11 protein-coding genes and 2 pseudogenes are annotated in these 17,630 nt (G+C 54.0%); 3 read left to right on the top strand and 10 right to left on the bottom strand.

Annotated features, from left to right (window positions below; all coding sequences use genetic code 11):
* Positions 1–1,375: 1,375 nt before the first annotated feature.
* Entirely contained in the window at positions 1,376–5,653 is a 4,278-nt protein-coding gene (locus ACFQUU_RS28415) for a hypothetical protein (protein WP_382251912.1), read from the bottom strand.
* Between the two features lie 66 nt (positions 5,654–5,719).
* Positions 5,720–6,139, bottom strand: coding sequence for a hypothetical protein (locus ACFQUU_RS28410; RefSeq protein WP_382251910.1), 420 nt, complete (start codon positions 6,137–6,139; stop codon positions 5,720–5,722).
* A gap of 222 nt (positions 6,140–6,361) precedes the next feature.
* On the opposite strand from ACFQUU_RS28410, the pseudogene ACFQUU_RS28405 reads away from it, so the two are divergent.
* From ACFQUU_RS28405 to ACFQUU_RS28395, 3 genes and pseudogenes are all read left to right on the top strand, one after another.
* Positions 6,362–6,541: pseudogene (locus tag ACFQUU_RS28405) on the top strand (IS3 family transposase); the annotation flags it as partial.
* A 107-nt stretch (positions 6,542–6,648) separates the two neighbouring features.
* Positions 6,649–6,912 (top strand): annotated as a pseudogene (locus ACFQUU_RS28400) (DUF1153 domain-containing protein).
* Positions 6,913–6,967: 55 nt separating this feature from the next.
* A complete protein-coding gene (locus tag ACFQUU_RS28395) occupies positions 6,968–7,720 on the top strand; it encodes an IS3 family transposase (protein WP_382251908.1) in 753 nt (250 codons plus the stop codon).
* Between the two features lie 114 nt (positions 7,721–7,834).
* Here the strand turns inward: ACFQUU_RS28395 and ACFQUU_RS28390 are convergent, their stop codons facing one another.
* From ACFQUU_RS28390 to ACFQUU_RS28355, 8 genes are all read right to left on the bottom strand, one after another.
* Entirely contained in the window at positions 7,835–9,940 is a 2,106-nt protein-coding gene (locus ACFQUU_RS28390; protein WP_382251907.1) for a YopJ family acetyltransferase, read from the bottom strand.
* A gap of 148 nt (positions 9,941–10,088) precedes the next feature.
* Positions 10,089–11,039: a CesT family type III secretion system chaperone gene (locus ACFQUU_RS28385; protein ID WP_382251905.1), complete on the bottom strand. Its 951-nt coding sequence runs from the start codon at positions 11,037–11,039 to the stop codon at positions 10,089–10,091.
* Between the two features lie 774 nt (positions 11,040–11,813).
* On the bottom strand, positions 11,814–13,181 hold the full coding sequence (locus tag ACFQUU_RS28380) for a hypothetical protein (protein ID WP_382251903.1): 1,368 nt from the start codon (positions 13,179–13,181) through the stop codon (positions 11,814–11,816).
* On the bottom strand, positions 13,174–13,383 hold the full coding sequence (locus tag ACFQUU_RS28375; RefSeq protein ID WP_382251901.1) for a hypothetical protein: 210 nt from the start codon (positions 13,381–13,383) through the stop codon (positions 13,174–13,176). Before ACFQUU_RS28375 ends, ACFQUU_RS28380 begins: the two co-directional genes overlap by 8 nt.
* 393 nt (positions 13,384–13,776) lie before the next feature.
* On the bottom strand, positions 13,777–14,667 hold the full coding sequence (locus tag ACFQUU_RS28370; RefSeq protein WP_382251899.1) for a LysR family transcriptional regulator: 891 nt from the start codon (positions 14,665–14,667) through the stop codon (positions 13,777–13,779).
* A gap of 22 nt (positions 14,668–14,689) precedes the next feature.
* Entirely contained in the window at positions 14,690–16,111 is a 1,422-nt protein-coding gene (gene pyk / locus ACFQUU_RS28365) for a pyruvate kinase (protein ID WP_382251897.1), read from the bottom strand.
* A gap of 8 nt (positions 16,112–16,119) precedes the next feature.
* Positions 16,120–17,208, bottom strand: a complete 1,089-nt coding sequence (locus tag ACFQUU_RS28360; RefSeq protein ID WP_382251913.1) for an ABC transporter ATP-binding protein — start codon at positions 17,206–17,208, stop codon at positions 16,120–16,122.
* A 57-nt stretch (positions 17,209–17,265) separates the two neighbouring features.
* The coding region (locus tag ACFQUU_RS28355; protein WP_382251896.1) for an ABC transporter permease subunit at positions 17,266–17,630 on the bottom strand (365 nt) is incomplete at its 5' end.

Genomic DNA, 17,630 nt, shown 5'->3' with positions numbered 1-17,630 from the left:
TCAATGCGTACGCAATCTGTTCGTCGGTAAAGCGGGATTTCTTCACGGCATGCTCCTTCCGTTGCTGGTCGTCCATGCCGACTACTCTAGTTTAAAACGGGACGATTTACCGGGAGGGGATCACGAACACCGGCGTCTACCGACCCATATACAGTGACGTTAGACTGCGCTTGAGCTACCGCAGAGCATCCTGCCGTAGCTATAAGTGCCATCGCCAATTTCTTCATTTATTTCTCCCTGATCTTGTAAAGCGCCAATTTGTAAGCGATGTACAACTGCGATTTAATATATGGTGGCCACGTTTGATAACTCGACAAAGGGTTTCTGCAAGTCCAGCATGCAAAAGCTACTATGCTTCGTCATCGGGGCTACCAGCGCGCTGGGTTGTGCAAATATATGTTTGAAGTTCTTATACGGAAAATCGGTTTTCCTTATCCGAGGGATCACGATTTCTAATACAAGGATTTCGATATCTAGGGCGTGCCCCCATTATTCTTCAAGTAATTGATAGGATTCGCCTTTTTGCTAATTTATAGGAGGCTTGGCTCTCAAAAGGAGAGGGAAGTAATCCGGCAAGTGATAAGCGATGCAATCTGGGATGAGCTTAAAACGCCCTTCGAAGCAAGCGCTGTCATCAATGGGTAAATGACAGGGAGGTCATGGAAGCGATTTTGTGAAAATCGCGTACAGGTGCGCCGTGGCGAAATGTTCCTGAAGAATTTTGTCCGTAGAAGACTACCTATAATCGTTTCAATCGCTGGGTAGTCAAAGATTTGGCGCAACGTGAAATGAGGACATGCCTTAGTAAAAAGCGAAGAAAAAAATCGGGCATTCCATCGACAAACCGAAGTTTGCGATATCACTGGCAGGCGCTTCAGCGATCGCATCAAAAAAAATTTTTGAAACCGAAGAGCCCGGCTCGGATATCAGACAGGCTCTGCATCTGATGAAGGGCAATTCAATGCCGAACGCAATGGTACCCTCCTTAGGGGCGCAGGCCGGGTAGCAGTGAAGAAGGCGACCGTGTACCTTGTTGCGGCCGTTTCTCAAGGTAATGCGTCGAGCGCCACTCGATGGCCTTGGCCGCCATTCCAGTCAACATATCGCGCAATTCCTCTGCCGAGCTTTGCTCCTGCAAGTGATAATGTCCGATTAGCAGAACCCGTCCGTTGTCAGGCTATACGGTGAAGGACGCCCCCTCACCTGTATAAAGAAACCACTTGGTTTCCAATAGAGCTTGATACACCTTCGTTTTCCTGTTGACCAGGACATCAGCGAAATCGTAATTTCACGGATGCCCGGCGAGAAAATGTCATCGCAGTTCTATGCCTTGCTACTTCCGCATACCTTTCTTTGTTACCTGTACATATATCGCTCATGCTGGCCAGCTCTTCATCGGCCGCTGTCCTTCCGCGGTATTGCTGAGGCCCATTTTGAGGCCAGCATCGACGCCCTTTTGCTCGCTCTCAAGCGTGCGTTCGCTCGCGGTGATCTTCCACGGTATCCACGATGCGTCGCGCTGCAGCAGCGCATTTTGCAAATACAGAGAATTTTCGCGTTCTGTGCGTACTTCAAGGATTGCCGTGTTTAGCGCTGCCTTGTTTGCGCCCGGTGTTTTCAATTGCGCCTGAAGCTTATTCAGGTGCGTTTCGGCCCGCGTCTGTGCATCGCGCCAGCCATCATATTGCGCAGCGGCGGAATCGACCAGCCGGCAGCTTTCCGCAAACACGTTGCGCAGCACGCGCCGGCCATCCTCCGCATGATCCCTTTCATGCAGCTCGGCGATCGTAGCATTCAGATGTTCCTCTACTACACGCCTTTTCTCTGCGAGCGGCACATCATTATATTTCTTGTATTCGGATGTCTTGAACAGTTCCACAACGCCGAGCTGCACCCACGCTTCGAAGTTCGCGCGTATGCTTTGCTCCAACGATGTGACGCTCGAATGCTCGACATCGCGCCGGGTGTTGACCGCATCGGTTTTGCCATCGATGCTGACCAGGCGCAGTTTCGTATCCTTGCCCGCCAGCTTCACCTGATGCGACACGCTCACGCCGGGCAAGCCGACAGAGAACGTATGCTCGACGGCAGCACCCTCCACCTTCCCAGCGGTAGCGGTAAGGCCAACGCCGCCAGTGATTGCAATCTGTCCGCCGGCCGCATTGTTATGCCGTTCGACATTGTGATAACCGCTCTTCTCCGACACGTTGACGTCGCGCCAATCCAGATGCGTGTTTTTCACGCCGCCACCAAACGTCAGCCCGCCCCGGAAGCCGCCGAGGAGAGGGGTCATCTTGACCGATGCATTCAAACCGGTTTCCTGCTTGCGGCTCCTATCGCTCATGTCGTCGATCACCGCGACCGATACATGCGGGCACTCCGCAAAGATCTGCGCGAGGTTGTTTGGAATGCCAGTCGATTCCTCGTAATTATTGGAAGAATTAAAATTCATGTGCTCGACCTGTCCGTTCTCCGCAATTTGCATCTGGAATATCACGTCGAACAGCTTGCGCGCTTCCAGACGCATGGCATCGTCCGAGTATTCTTTGGTCACGCTGCGTGGAATCATGAACTTCACGCCTTGCTGCAGCACCTGGTCCCCGACCAACGATTTGTCGGCCGATCCGCTTCCTTTGACCAGCGCGTTGCCTACGCTGCCGCCAGCGCCGACGCCGGCTGCCGCCGATATCTTTTTTTCTGATGCGATCATGATTTCAAAGCCGACCGTCGACATCGATATCTCGAATACCGCATTACGCCCGACCTGGCCTTCCAGCCTCAGCCTGGGCCCACCTGAAACCGCGAAAGTACCGACAGTGGCAGCCAATTGCGTGTGATACGCGACTTCTTCCGCAGCCTTCACTGCGTAATTGACCGGTTTGGCATTCGCGCCCACTACGCCGCCGCCGGTCATCCGCAGCTTCCCGCGCAACTGTAGCTGTTCGATCTTTGCCGCCAGGTATTTGTAGATGTCTTCCTGCGTCTTGATCTTTGGCGCGGACGACGTATCCATCAAGTCTTCCAGCCGTCTGACCATCGCCACTGCCTCGCTCATCGCGTGTCTGGCCGGATGACCCTCCGGAAGCCCTGGCGCGAGCTGGGTTTGCAGGGCCGTCTTCCACTGGAACAGGCTTTCCGCTTTCAATGGCATCGCGATAGGCTCGTGCTCGGGCAGCTGGCCTGCGCTCTGGGTCGATAGGCGCTGAGATATCTGGTTCGATAGATTCTGGAATTCCTCGCCTACGGTAGCGACACCGGCCTGCTGCGCGAGCTCCCGGAACCGCGCCTGAATACCGGCGCTATTGCTCGCATCCAGTGTGCAATGCTCCGGACGGATCTTCTGGTTCGTTTTCGCCGCGTCCTCGATCTTTCCTTGCGCAATCTGCGCCGCCGCACATTGCAGCAGCACGTCCAACTTGCTCTGGATCGTGATATCAGTGTCCACGAGCGCCGTTACCACTGCCGTTGTCGCTGCCTGCAACGCCTGCGATGAACGCCTCACATAGTCATCGATCTGTCCGCCGGTCTTGACCGGATCGATCCCATACGACGTCGAAGTCTGAGCGGCCAGTTGCAGCGCGGTTTCAGACACTGGTGTCTTGCCTGTTGTCGGCAGCATATCCACCGGCGCCATGATGCCGGTATGGCTGCCCTGTCCGATCGATCCAGTCGCGCTGTCGGCGCGTTTCACCGCGCGCGGCAGCCATTCGCCCTTGAACTTTTGCAACCTGTCAGCGACATCCAGCAATTCGGCTCCGGTCCCCGCCTCGGTGAAGCGATTGCGCACCGCCGCCAGGGCGATACGCTCGGCTGGAGCGACGTCAAGACTGTGGAACACCTTGCGTGCCCCTTTTTGTGCGGCGTCGAGCAAATCCCTCGTACTGGGCTTGATCGCGTCACCTTTTTCCGCGCGCGTTTTGCCGGCAGTGAGAAAAATCTTTACCGCCTGGTCGCGCTTGGCCATCCCGCGCGCCTGCAAGTCCGGAGCATGGCCATCCTCCGCAGTGATGCGATGGATGATTTCCATGCCGCGACGCAGCGGGGCCAGCGCCTGCAGCACGGCTTCCATGTCGCGGATCGCTTCTGGCTTTTGTTCAGGTGTCGGCAACTGGTCGGAGCTCGGGGTGCCCATCACCGCGCTGAGCAGTACGTCGAAATGGTCGCCCGCGCCCGGACCGTTCGCGGGTGCCAGCAAGTGTTGCAGCAGCCCAATGGCGCGCGCCGGGTCTGCATCGCCTCCGACAGTCGACAAGGTATCGGCGATCACCTGGTAGGCGAGCTGGAATACCTGGGTGCCATCCAGCGCATCCTTGGCCGGCGGATTCTGCGCCTGCAGGCGATTAAACAGCACATCGAGCTGTCCCGACAACTCGTTGCGACGCTGCGCATCATCGGGGAAGCCGGGCAGAGTTTTGATGATGTCTTCGCACTCTTTATTACGCAACGCTCTTGACGCTTCACTTTGCGTATTAATATACGTACTGGCCCGTTCTACCAGCACACTCGCATTTTCAAGATCCCGCTCGGCGGCATTCAGGTCAGCGAAAAGATCTTGATTCAACGGAAGAAGATCGTCCAATGCCCGGGTCAGCGCGTCGTATTTATTTTCCGGTTGCTTTGATTCGCGCTTTGGGCCCTGTGCTTGCACGGTGCTCTCATCAGGTATCTCAGTGATGGCGTCAGGATCGTCCATTGCGGCGCCCTTCGGCGGCTCGCCGCCCACCGGCGTCGACGCATTGTTCCTTGCCGTAATTGCATCCATCAGCGCGGGAAGGTGTCCAATCACCTGGTCGTTGGGTGTCACGTGGTTCAACAGTTCCGCAATTGCGTTCGCGTTGGCATTGAGCTGCGCATTGATGTTGTGGCCGCGTTCCGGTCGGTCGAGCGGGTGGCTTGGCTCGGACTTGTGTTGTTTTGCAAGCAGTATTTCCCGCTGTTCCACCAGTTCAATCAAGCGCGGTCCGTTGGCCTGCAGTACCTCCAGGCGCTGCGTGCGCCGAGAGGCGACGATTTCAAGATTTTCATGTGCCTTTTTCCACAGATGTTGCGCATTGGCGAGATGCTGCATACCGACATGTGCATCAAGCTTATTCTTGTCAAGTAATTCTTTCAGAGAACGCTGTGATTCTTTGTTATTCCCAATGAGCCGCGTCACTTTTTCCCGGTCTGCGCGGTTCCGGTCTGCGCTGGACTGCGGGCTCTGCATTGCCTCTGCCATGTTCGGCCTGTAATCGTCCGGACGCGACAGTAAGGTGACAGAAATTGTACGCTTTAGCCCGGGTGAACTGGCAACTCTTCTCAGTATGGTACGACAAGAAATAGGCGACGGTCGTAACGATGTGTCGACGTCCGGTGAAGTTTGCGGCAGTTTCTCAAGCGCGGCCATCCCGAGCAACGCCGCCTCGATCTGCGCGCGGTTTACGGCCATCTGTTGGCGATGCCAAATGTTAGCGTTGGATCCGAGCTGCAGGTATTTTTCCTTTGTCTCCAGCGCGGTGGGGGACGGCGACGCCACCTGCTTACGAATGTCGTCAAGTTGCTCCACCTGCGTCATTTCATGCCTGACACGTGTGCTTTCGCTGTACACACCGACATTGAATTGGGTGGTCTTCGAGCCGTTCGGCACTTGAACTTGAAACTGATTCCTGATCATGTTGTTCTCTATATGTTGTGTACGGCAGTCAGATGCATCGGTTATCTTGATAGGTGCGATGGGCGGCTATAGCGCGTTGGCGTTAAGTCGTGCCTGCAGATCGAACGCGAAGGTCAGCGCGTCTTCTGCCCAACGCAACCATTGATCAACCGCGACATCGGCGTCGCAACGCCATAGCAACGCAAGCTTTCCATCGGTCGTCAGCAGGCTGGCCGGAAATGCGTAGTCGTATCCGGCACTCAAGCGCGTCAGCAGTGCTTGCCAGTTCGCTGCGGTCAGCGCATCGAGCCGGGCTATTTCGCAGACCAGCGAGAGATACCGCGTGTCGACGCGGCGCGCGATAACCGGATATTTATCGGCTAACGTAAAAAACAGCACATCGTGTTGCAGCGTGTTCAGCGGCAGATCGAGCAGATCGCGCAAGCCCTGCAGATGCTGGTCCTGTTGCATAGGTGCTTGCTGTTGAGCGCTGGATTCTTTTTTCATTTGTATATTCCTTTTCTGCGCGATGCGCGATAGAAAAATGGTTGACCCACGCTACCGTAGTCGTACTGACACGGCACCATAATCGAAATGCGGCGGGCCGATATGCATGGGTTTCGTCAATGAGTGGCGACCACAGCGCAGAGAGTTCCACTCATTGCTGTGACCATGAAGGTTGCGTAGCTAGTGTTCTGAGCCAAAAGTCTTCGAAAATAATCACTGCAGGGACTGGGTCTGCATAGTAAGCGTCCGAAACGGTATCGAAGTGCTTATGCGCGACAATCCAGGACGATGGTGCAAGCTATTAATGAAGCATGGAGCATGGACTTCGTATCGGATGCACTGTTCGATGGCACACGTCTTTGCACCTTGGCCGTTATGGATAACTACACTAGGCCATGCTTGTATTGACCCACTGAAAACCTGCTCAGGTGATAATTCTGAAAGGAAGACGCATGAGCATGGCAATGGAAGAAGAATTCCAGCGATGGACGGCCTAGCGTAAAGCGGCCTTGGTGACCGAAATCATCCAAGGCAAGATAGCGTAGCGGAAGCCAGCAGGGCATACGCTTTGCCGCCGTCCGACATCGAGGAGTGGGTTGAGGAAGGACGCAAAGGACTTGAGAACGTCCTGCGGGCCAAGCCCCTGGATATCAAAGAGTAGTACGAGCGGAGATCAAGAAGCTGCAGGAAACCTACGGCGAAGCGATGCTGGAGCTGCATGCAAGAAAAAATTGCAGTCCCTGTTAGGCGAGGACGAGAAGGGGTCGAGATAATCCGCCAGGGACTCAAGGAAAATGACTTTACCGTCTCGATCAGCAAGATCTGCCAATGGTTCGGCGTGCCGCGCAGAACCGTGTACTACAAGCCGACGAAGTGGCACCGAAGGTTCAGGACCGCTTCGCCGGCCCGATCAAGGCCATGATCGATGAGAAACCATCCTTCGGGTATCGGACGGTGGCACACCTGTTGGACTCAAACAAGAACACCGTTCAGCGCATCTTCCAGCTACGAGGCTGGCAAGTCAAAAAGCGGCCCATTGGCTTCCGGCCGCGAGTGCAAGCCTTGCCATCGGTGGCTAAAGCGCCGAACGAGCGGTGGGCGACGGATCTGTGTCGAGTTTGGACCGGTCGGGATGGCTGGGCAGTACTGGCCCTGGTGATCGACTGTCATACCAGAGAGTTACTTGGCTGGCACCTGTCACGCTCTGGCAAGGCCCGGACCGCTGAATCGGCGCTGGAACAAGCCTTGATCGCTCGCTACGGGACCTTGGGACGTGTGCCAGTGCCGTTCCTGCTTCGTTCGGATAACGGCCTGGTCTTCACCAGTCGCAGCTACACAGCGCTGGTCCGAAGCTATGGATTAAAGCAGGAGTTCATTACGCCGCACTGCCCGGAGCAGAATGGCATGGTCGAGCGAGTCATCCGGACCTTGAAAGAACAGTGCGTGCATCGCCATCGGTTCGAGACGCTGCAACATGCGAGTCGGGCCATTGCAGACTGGATTGGTTTCTATAACACCCGGCGTCCACATCAGGCGTTGGGCATGAGAACACCTGCTGAGGCATTTGCTTTAGCAGCATAATCTGAGCAGATTTTGCTGGGTCATTACACATAGGCATATCCATAGCAGTAATCCTATTCCTTATTTTAGGGAATGCCACCGGCACTGCAATCTAGAGGGCTCCCAAACCGTTATTCATTCGGCCGACAACTGCGCAGGCAAACTCTTTTCCAACTGCTTGAAAAATGCAATTGTCTTGTCGATCTCATCCAACCTCTTTTTTTCAATAGAAATACTGTACCTTTTTACAGAATCGCCATGTTTACGACCCTCGGCAGGGATGTTCGTTGCAACGCGCTCCAACAACGTTTGGGCTGGTCGATTTTCATGATCCTTATTAACCTTTATTTGTTTTTCTGCCTCCCTTCTCACAAACAGTTCCTCGATATCCTTTTGCGAATGGGAATGTTTGAAAAAAGAGAGAGGGAAAAAATGCCTTGCGTCGGGGATAACCTGATTGATATTTTCCAGCTCATTTTCAATGAGCTCCTTTGCTATTTCCATCGCTTCGGCAGATCCTGCCTTGGAAGGCGGCATGTGCTCTTCCTCGTTCAACCGTTCACCATTGGCCCGTAATCTTTCATGTAGCTTATTAAAGAAATCTTCTTCATTGGCCATTTTCTTTAAATAGGATTCTGAAAACTGAATGCAGTCAGCTGGGGAGTTCTGCGCCCCTACTGCCACATATCCAGTTTTGGGGCCAAGTTCCGAAAGTTCGGAAAGTGCGTCGTTAATAGCCATTGCCGCACGAGCGATGTTTGGTTCAGCAAGATTCGCTGGATCGACAAAAAGTAGGGTTAATGCTCCGTCTTTATTGCAAATATCCACCGCGGCATGATGCAATGTATTTCCGGCGTTTCCCATGCGAAGGAGTGCGCGTAATCGGCTAAAATCACCGTTGTGTTTCTTTATGTAATTAATAAGGCCCGATGGACTATCAAAGACTTCAGCATTAAGCTTTGGATTTTCAGCGTTATACCTTGCTATCGTATGACGCGCGTATTGAATATCACTTTCGGCGATTGCCTTGTTCGATTGCGTGTTGTCGCCCAAGCGCTGGCTTACTAAATGTCGATACTTTTGAAGACCATTTATCTCGCTGGCCAGATTAGTCCTAAGTACAGCAATATCGGACGGCATGCTTCCGGCTTGCGCCAGCATCTGCATGATCTGATCATAGCTTCGTTGATGCAGATGCTTAAAAGGCTTGCGACTAGCCGTGAAGTTGGTATGTTGTTCAAATTGGAAGGAACGTGTTTTTTCTATTGTTGGATAAGCGAGAGATGCCCCTTGCGTATGCGCAGAATTTTGGACAATAGCTTCAGCGGCAAAGTTTGCCGCGCGCTGCTTCCCCTTACGGTCAAACGAAATGAGATTTTTTACCCCGTCAGCGTCCCGTACAAGAGATTCAGTATGTACAGCCTCGACAAGAAGTACTGAACCAGGTCCATTACCCCCACGTTCGTTGAGTTCGGCTGCATTGTGGATTCCATGCGCCTTTACGTCAAAAGCGTTGGCAATTTCGATTATCTCTACTATGCTAATCGTGTCTTCATGATCGGCATCAAGCTTTTTTAGGAGCGGTACGACTTCTTCCGCCCATAAAAGACTGTCTGCAAGCGGTATGCCTTTCTTGATCATGTCCCGTAAATGATTGGTTGCGTAGTTGTCGCGCGTGCCAGGACGGTCGTCAAATATATTCAACTTCCCTAGTTCCAGAAATAGCTTCGTTACTTGTCCATTACATAGCAGATTGACTAGGAGTACGCGCGCGGCCGAGGGCGTAAGGTTCTCTCCAAGAATTAATGGTCCGCGTTTTAGTAGTTCCATAGCACCGCTAAGTTCTTCTTGCAGCGTTTCTCGTAGCTGTGTCGGTACCCTGCTTTCATCGTCCATGAAGGATTTGTAGGGAGAGAGTTCCTTGATAATGTCGAAACATTCGGCGGCACCCGTTTCGAGGTGCGGCAGCTCCCAACTCTCCTGCAACGAACTCGCTGACGATGGAATCGATGCTGACGAATTTGCCGCAGACGTTTGCCGCTCGCTCTGATCGTCTATAGCGCTTTGTCGGCAAAGAACCATATCAACAAATTTGCGGAATTGGGTTCGTGGCAGGTTTCCTGGTCGCGGTCCGGGCAGGACGCCATTGGTGATAGTGGAGCCGGCATCAATGCTTCGTTCTCTACACGAGACCGTGCGGAGAACGGCATTGCCTAATGTATTAAGATTAAAATTTGGCATTTTTTAATTTCCTTTTGGGTGCGCATATCAAAACAACGATTGCGAGGCGCGCCAACGATGACGGTACAAGCATACGGTTAGGGGACCTCGGCAGCCCCAAGCAATGCGACAAGCGGCATTTTGATAGGTACTCTAAGACTAGCCGTGCCTATTGTTGCCTTGCCCATTCGGGCCTGTGTTTCCGTGCCGCCGGTAACGACTCAAGGAAGTGCCGTATACGCCATTCGCGCACCTGCACCACAAGATCGGTCAGGATACGATGTAGGATGTTCGGCGTGAGCGTCTCCAGCGAGTAGCTTTTTTCAAACAACACGCGCGCGCTTTTCGGGCAGATGGAAAAAGCGGCATCTATTCCGTTATACAGATACCAGTTCATCGTAAGTAATGTCTTGCAAGCATCCGCAAGACGCTCGCCTGGCAGTTCACCAAAATCGCAGTGAACCCTTAGTAGTGGACTTCCCTGCTGTTCCTTGCACGTCAGCCAAAACATAACGCCGTCCACGGTAACTGATTCGCCCTGTACGAAAATTGCCGAATCGGATGGCGCCGCCAATGCGTAAAAGGCCTGGATTAATTGAGTAACGCGCTCGTTCTTCGGGGGCGCTGCAATAGGAAAGCCGTCTGCTGGCACCCTTATGGACGGTGCACCGGACGGTATCGCTGCATTTAAAATGGGTTTCGGCGAACGGGCTGGTGGATGAAGAGAGGAAGCCCGCAGTCCGGGCAAGCCGCGAGATGCAGAACCGGGTTGCGCTCCTGTTGCAACGCGAGCCTTGCGCCATTCGACGATCTTCGCGGCCAGGCGAACCAGGACCTCGCGTAATTGCTCTGAAGCGCTCTTGCGGTTGAGCGGGTAGTAGTCGGTCAGTACGCCGCGGCCGGTATCATAGGAGAGGGCATAGACGGGCTCGCCGTCAATGCCCATATTGGCTTCGAGCAAATCCAGATACGGCGTAGCACTGCACCCCGGCGGAAATTCTCCGAGATCGCCATAGATAATCACGGCTGCCGGATTGAGTTTCTCGTCGTGGACGAGCGAGAAGTCCACCTGATTGACGATAAGCGTGCCGCCGTCCAGGACCCGGTTCGGGTTATCCATGCCGCACTGCCTGCAAAAGTCCCCGATCAGATATCTAAAGTCTTGGTTCATGGGTAGCTCGCATTGAAATGCGTGCCGATCAACATGCGGCTACGCTTATCGTACGTGGTGTCCCGTGCATCAAGGGTTCCTTCGTGGGCGAAATTTTCCCGAACAGGCGGTTGAAAAATCACTGTGCGAGGTGGTCTTGGATCCGTAGCGCCGCGGATACTCGGCCCAAGCTTGGCTTGCGCGCTAGGTTTTTCAACACCTTGTGAAGCGCCTGATGACAGTCAGCCGCGATTGGCTATAGGAACCGGCGGCTTCTCCATCCAGCGGGCTTCTACTTTAATAACTGAGTCTTCCTGAGTATTGTTCATTACCTTAGCCACATTCTGTACGTGTCCTAAGTTGCGATTGATCTACTCGCCGTAGCGTCCGGAATCATTACAAATCGGCCGTCCAACTCAAGTTCTTTGGCTGGACGACGTTGTTCCGGATCGTAACGCGGAATCGTCAAGCCATGTTCATTGCGTGGGGTGACCTGATTTGGAAATTTGTAGCCAGTGCGCAGTCCAGCGAGTGGCTACACGATTCCTACCAGGTCAATACTCTTCCCGCTGCCCCTAACTTGCACAACCAAGACTTTGCCTGCAGTGCTCCGAACCGAGTTTGGATAATCCGTTGGCATACGCCCTCTCCGACGAACGTCACGAACAAGCCATTCAACAATGGCGATCTGAACGCTCAGTAGATGCCCGTATTAACGGGCTTCGGCACGGGGCTGCCGACCCTCTAGCCTGAAATATCAGGCTCGGCGTCAATGCGGGATTCGCTCAGGAAGCTTTCCAATTTTGCGATATTCTCCGGATCGGTTGGCCTACTATAAACAGTATGATCGTTATTTATACGTACGCACTTAGATGACACCGGATGTGGACGGGGCATCCCATCCTTGATCCATTGCTGGCCCTCCCGGGTCATATCGAACAATTCGCCGCGCGAGAAACCGTCGAATCTGTTGGGGTCATCGAGCAGTGTCATGGGTTGTCCTTGCTGCAGCAACAGCTTGTTCAGCAAGAGAACACAGAAAGTTCTGCAATTACCGTCGGGGAAAGGGTGCAAGCGTTCAAGATGTTGGCAGAGGTCGATTGCAGCAAAGAGTCGTTTATCCGCTTTCTCCTGTTCGGTGACAGTATTGTCATCCACATCCCAAGAGGGAAGGTAATTTGCTTCAAAATCGGGAGCATCCTTTAATTTTTCCGTAGGGTTATTGTCAATTTTCTCCAGGCGGGAATAATATTGGTTGATGAGATGATCAACCTCTTTCCGATAGCTCGCGTTGGAACCGCTACTGTAGATCGTGTTTCCTAGATAAAAATGAGTGAGCCCCGATTCTGAATTCAACCTCGATTCGGCCAGTTGAGATTTCGATTCTATTTGTTGACGTCCTTCCTTTGTGTGGTTGCCTGATGTGATGTTGAAGCTCACACCCTTCTCATTATCAAACTTGAGTCCATCACTGTTACCATCACAGTTAACAGTGTCCTTGCCAATGGCACAATCATGTAGTCGGATGACCCAGTCGCATGTCACCGGCTGTTCAATATTCTCGGTGACCATTTTCCATGCCTTGGCCATATTGAGTTGGTAATGCTTCTCATCGTCGAAGAGAAAGGCGAGAAACGGATTAACCTCCATATCGGGTTTGATTTGCGCATAGCGTTGGAGACTTCCCTCCAAGTCATCCACCCTTTTGGGGTCGATCGACAAGCGCCATCGGTTTGCGGCCGGAATCTCCGACAGCGGATGATCTGGCGTTTGGGTATGCAAGATCTTGAATACCTCATTGGCTTGCGGGTCGAAGTTTTTGAAGCGAGATATGCCCCTGGAGCATCCAAGACAGGCATTCAATGCGTCGTTCAGGATAACGTCGTAATTCCTATCGGTATCGTGTACGAGGTCCACGCTAGTACCGTTTTGTTTCATTACCTGGTAGACGGCGGTTAACGTACGTTCAAGAGGTGGAAAGTATCCTTGTAGTTGTGCAAGATTTTTCTTTAGCTCTTCCGCGTCTAACAGGTTGACATCCGCCGATTGTGTGTTCTGTGCGTGCGACGCAGCGGTTAAGGATGCATTATTTCTCTTGGCCCACTCACTCAATTTGAATCCCACTGTGGATGACCATGACGAGCGATGAGTTGTGGCATTCGTTTGCACTTCGCCAGTAACCATTGGAGGCGACGGCAATGGAGGTAATGGCGGCGATGGCGGAGGCGATGGCAATGGAGGCAGCGGGGGCAACGGGGGCAACGGCTTGGATGGTATGCAACCCATGGTTTTTCTCCTCGACAGAAGTCATCAAGAATGAGTGGTGTCAAAAGAGCGGTAGTTCCATTGTGCCTATCGTCTTGCAAAACGTAGAACGGCAGATGCAGTTGCTGATGCGAGTGAAAATTCTCGATGTGCGTGTAGGGTTGTGTTCGCGTGTCGAGACTATTATTCAGGTCGTCCGTCGCGAAGGAGTGATACAGAGCCCTGAATCACGTGCTTTCCGGCCTCCGTCAGCAATTGCCGCGCGGAGCCGATGACAAATAAGGTATCAGTCACCATATAACGCTTGAACAGGCGGTGCAGTTCCCAACCGAGATGGTAGAGTCTTCCTTGCCCGTTGCCCCACCATCATGGCGGCGTACGCTTGATGGCACGGGAGTGGTAGTCGTATGCAGCTGACGACAAAGACGTCCACCCCATTTCTCTACTCCACGGATGCCCCACCCCAGGTATCGCGAAGAATAGACAGCATTCCCACCAACACCGGGTCAAACTCTGCATCGACGCGATACAGGAACGAGAGCTGCGTATCCACCACGGCATGGCTCCAGATGGCAATTTCTCCTTTTTCCGCCGTAATGAGCGCAAGATCCTCTCTCATCAGTGACAAACCGAGCCCGGCGCGCACGAGGCTATGCGGAGAAGTCAGTTCATCCGTTTCCATGATGATGTTGGGCCGAAGGCCTTGTCGTCCAAACATGGATACAAGTAACTGGTGTACGTGGCTTTTTTCCGGCGCGCCTATCCAGGGCATGCCTGCAATTTCCCCCCAACCGCAGGCAGGCAGGCGGTCGCCGTAACTTTTAGGTGCGACCACGCGATAACGGACGCCTCGCAGCGCAAGACTGGCGACATCGGGGTTATGTACGGTGCCAATGTAATAGCCTGCGGCGATTTCGCCAGATGCCACGGCATCGAGCACGGAAGCGGCAAGTCCGGATCGTGTTTTGATTTCCAGCAGCGGAAGAGCTGCCAGCAAGCCGTTAAGGAAACTGCCAAGCCTGATCAAGTCCGGATCGCCAACAGTACCGATCAATACACGTCCGGTGATTTCTCCTTTTAGTTCCTTCGCTTTCGCCAACGTCGCATTGAAGGCCCCGAGCGTCTTTTCGACTTCGGGGAGCAGGATTTCGCCCGCTTTTGTCAGTGAAATACGTCCATGTCCGCGGTCGAATAATGTAATTCCGAGTTCCTGCTCCAACGCCTTGATATGGCCGGTCACGGCAGGCTGGGTTACATGCAAGGCATCAGCGGCCTTGGTAATGTGCCCAAGCTTGGCCACTGTGATAAACGTGCGTAGCTGATAAATTTCCATAGAAGATATGCCTGCTTTCCGCTTATGTCCACGCGATGCGCATTAGATTGGTCGATCCCGGCGTTCCAAACGGCATGCCGGCCACAATGACAAACGGCCTGCCCGATTCCGTGAAACCCGCCTCCTTCGCCTCGCAGAATACATCGTCGAGCATGTTTTCAACCGTTGGCGACGCAGCCGAATGAATAGGATAGACACCCCACACCAGCGACAGCATACGTGCGGTGTCGAGTGACGGGGACAATCCCAGTATGGGCGATCGTGGCCGCGCTTTGGCTACCGCAAGACAGGTTGAACCGGAAAACGTATAGGCAGCGGTGAAACAAAGGGGAAGGAGTTCGGCTATTCCACGCACCGCAGCACTGATGGCCTCCGTCGCGCTCACTGCCCGCACCATGGGAAAATGCCCGTGTACCTGTTCGTCATATGTTGCGTCGCGCTCCACGCGTTGCGCAATGCGGTCTATCGCCGCAATAGCCTCCGTCGCATATTTGCCGCTAGCGGTTTCCGAGGACAATACAACTGCGTCTATCCCGTCGTACACAGCACTCGCAACATGGCTGGCTTCAGCGGCCACAGGTAAGGATCGGTGTTCCATTGAATCCAGCATTTGTGTTGCCGCGATCACTGGTTTACCCTGTGCCCGACATTCGCGCACAACCGCTCGTTGGGTGACCAGTACATCTTCCATCGGAAGTTCGACTGAAAGCGCCTCGCGGACAATCATGACCGCATCTGCTTCCGCTACGATTTCTTCCAGATGCTCCAACGCTTCCCGGCACTCGATCTTGGCAATGACATGGGTCTTTCCCTTTCCATCGATCTGCCGATGAAATGCCAGCAGATCCAGTTTGCTTTGCACAAGCGATAGGGCCATCCATTCGACGTCCATAGACAATCCGAAAGACAGATCGTCGAGATCTTTTTCGGTTAACACCGGATCGTGTAAACGTACATGAGGAATCTTGATTTCCTGGCCGTCGTGTATGCGTCCGCCGGATAGCACCCTTGTATGGATTGCATCCTCGCTGATTGTCTCAATGCGCAAAGTAATTGCTCCCTCGTCCAGATATACGTCGCCCCCGGCCTGGGCCGATGCATAAATAGCAGGATAAGGTAAACAAACCCGATTGTGATCTCCTAATCCTGGGGACAGGTCAAAACGAAACCCCTGTCCGGTAACGAGTTCAACACCTGACTGACGAAATCCGCCGATGCGCATGGTAGGACCCTGCAGATCCAGCATGATACCGAGCGGACGGCCAATTTCCGCTTCCGCTTGACGAACCGCCTCGATCAGCTTTCGATGATCATTACGGCTGTCTCGTGCCAAATCGATCCGGAATACGTCAGCTCCAGCATCGAACAGCCTTTTGATTTCCTGAGGCGTACCGGTAGATGCGCCTAAGGTGGCGACGATTTTCAGATTTCGGTTTCTACACATAGTGTCCCTCACAACGGTAAATACCGAATCTGTGAAGTATCTATTCCTATACGGACGGATGTCGCGCGTGCAAAAGGAGCCATTCCACAATAATGGGCTTGGTCTGCCGTGATGGCGATGTTGCCAACTCGCACACGGTAACGTGTGAACTCACCAAGAAACTCGATATGTTCAATCAGGCCGTTGAGCCAGATGTAAGCGCCGTCAAGAATCGCATCGCCGACCGTCATCCGTATGGTATGAGGACGGAAACTCAGTGCGATTGGCCCTGAGCGTGCATCCGGATGGTTCGGCAAACTGATCTCGCCGATGCCAGGTGCCTTGAAACGGAGCATGTCGCCGCCAACCTGTCTGATTTCGCCGGTCAGGAGATTGGCGGTGCCGACAAAGTTGGCTACGAACGGATTGGCCGGATAGTCGAACAGCGCCGCCGGCGTGCCCAGCTGCTGCACAATCCCCTTGTCCATCACCGCCATCCGGTCAGCCGTCGTCATCGCTTCTTCCTGGTCATGCGTGACAAACACCGTGGTAATGCCCAGCTTGCGTTGCAATGAGAGGAGCTCCTGGCGCATTTGCACGCGCAGTTTCTTGTCCAGGTTCGACAGCGGCTCGTCGAGCAATAGCACCTGCGGTTCGATCACGATGGTGCGCGCCAGCGCCACCCGCTGCTGCTGGCCGCCGGAGAGCTGGTTCGGTCGCCGGTTCGCATACTGCGACAGGCTCACCAGTTCCAGCGCCGCGCCGACCTTTTGCCGGATGGTCGCCTTGTCGACGCGCCGCTCGACCAGACCGAACGCGACATTGTCCCAGATCGTCATGTGCGGCCACAGCGCATAGCTCTGGAACACCATGCCGATGTTGCGCGCATGCGGCGGCACGCCGGTGATGTCGCGGCCGTCGACCAGCAACTCGCCGCGCTGGTGCTGGTTGAAGCCGGCGATCAGCCGCAGCAGCGTCGACTTGCCCGAGCCGGACGGGCCGAGCAGCGCAAAGAATTCGCCCGGCTCGATGCGCAGGTTGATGTCCTTCAAGACTTCCGTCTTGCCGCCGTCATACGACAGCCCGATGTTCTTGCACTCTACTGCGATCTTTTTCAATTGCTTCATGATGTGACTTTGTCTCCAGAGGCGTAGCCGGTAGGGTTAATGCTAATGTTATATAGCTATTGGTTTTATTTTTGCTGGTACGGTTAGTTCTTCGTCATCGACCTGGCGTGAGCGGGTCAGTGCCGAAGTGCGCTCGACGATCACATGCGATGCATACGTGCCCAGCGCCACAATGACCACTGCCAGCACCCCCATCGCCGCACCCGGACCGCGCCCCGCCACGCTTTGCATGTACAGGTAAATCCCGTAACTCATCGGCGCCTGCGATTCCGACGTCGTCAGCAAAATCGTCGCCGACAACTCCACCGCCGCCGTGATGAAGCTGGTCACAAACCCGGCCAGGATGCCGCCAGCCATCAGCGGCACCACGATGCGCCGGATCGTGCTGGCCTTGCTCGCGCCCAGGCTTTCCG

This window comes from Herbaspirillum sp. GCM10030257, from assembly GCF_042666555.1.
Taxonomy (GTDB): domain Bacteria; phylum Pseudomonadota; class Gammaproteobacteria; order Burkholderiales; family Burkholderiaceae_D; genus Noviherbaspirillum.
The sequence above is the reverse complement of the archived record's forward strand: the minus strand, read 5'-3'. Positions and strand labels throughout refer to the sequence as shown.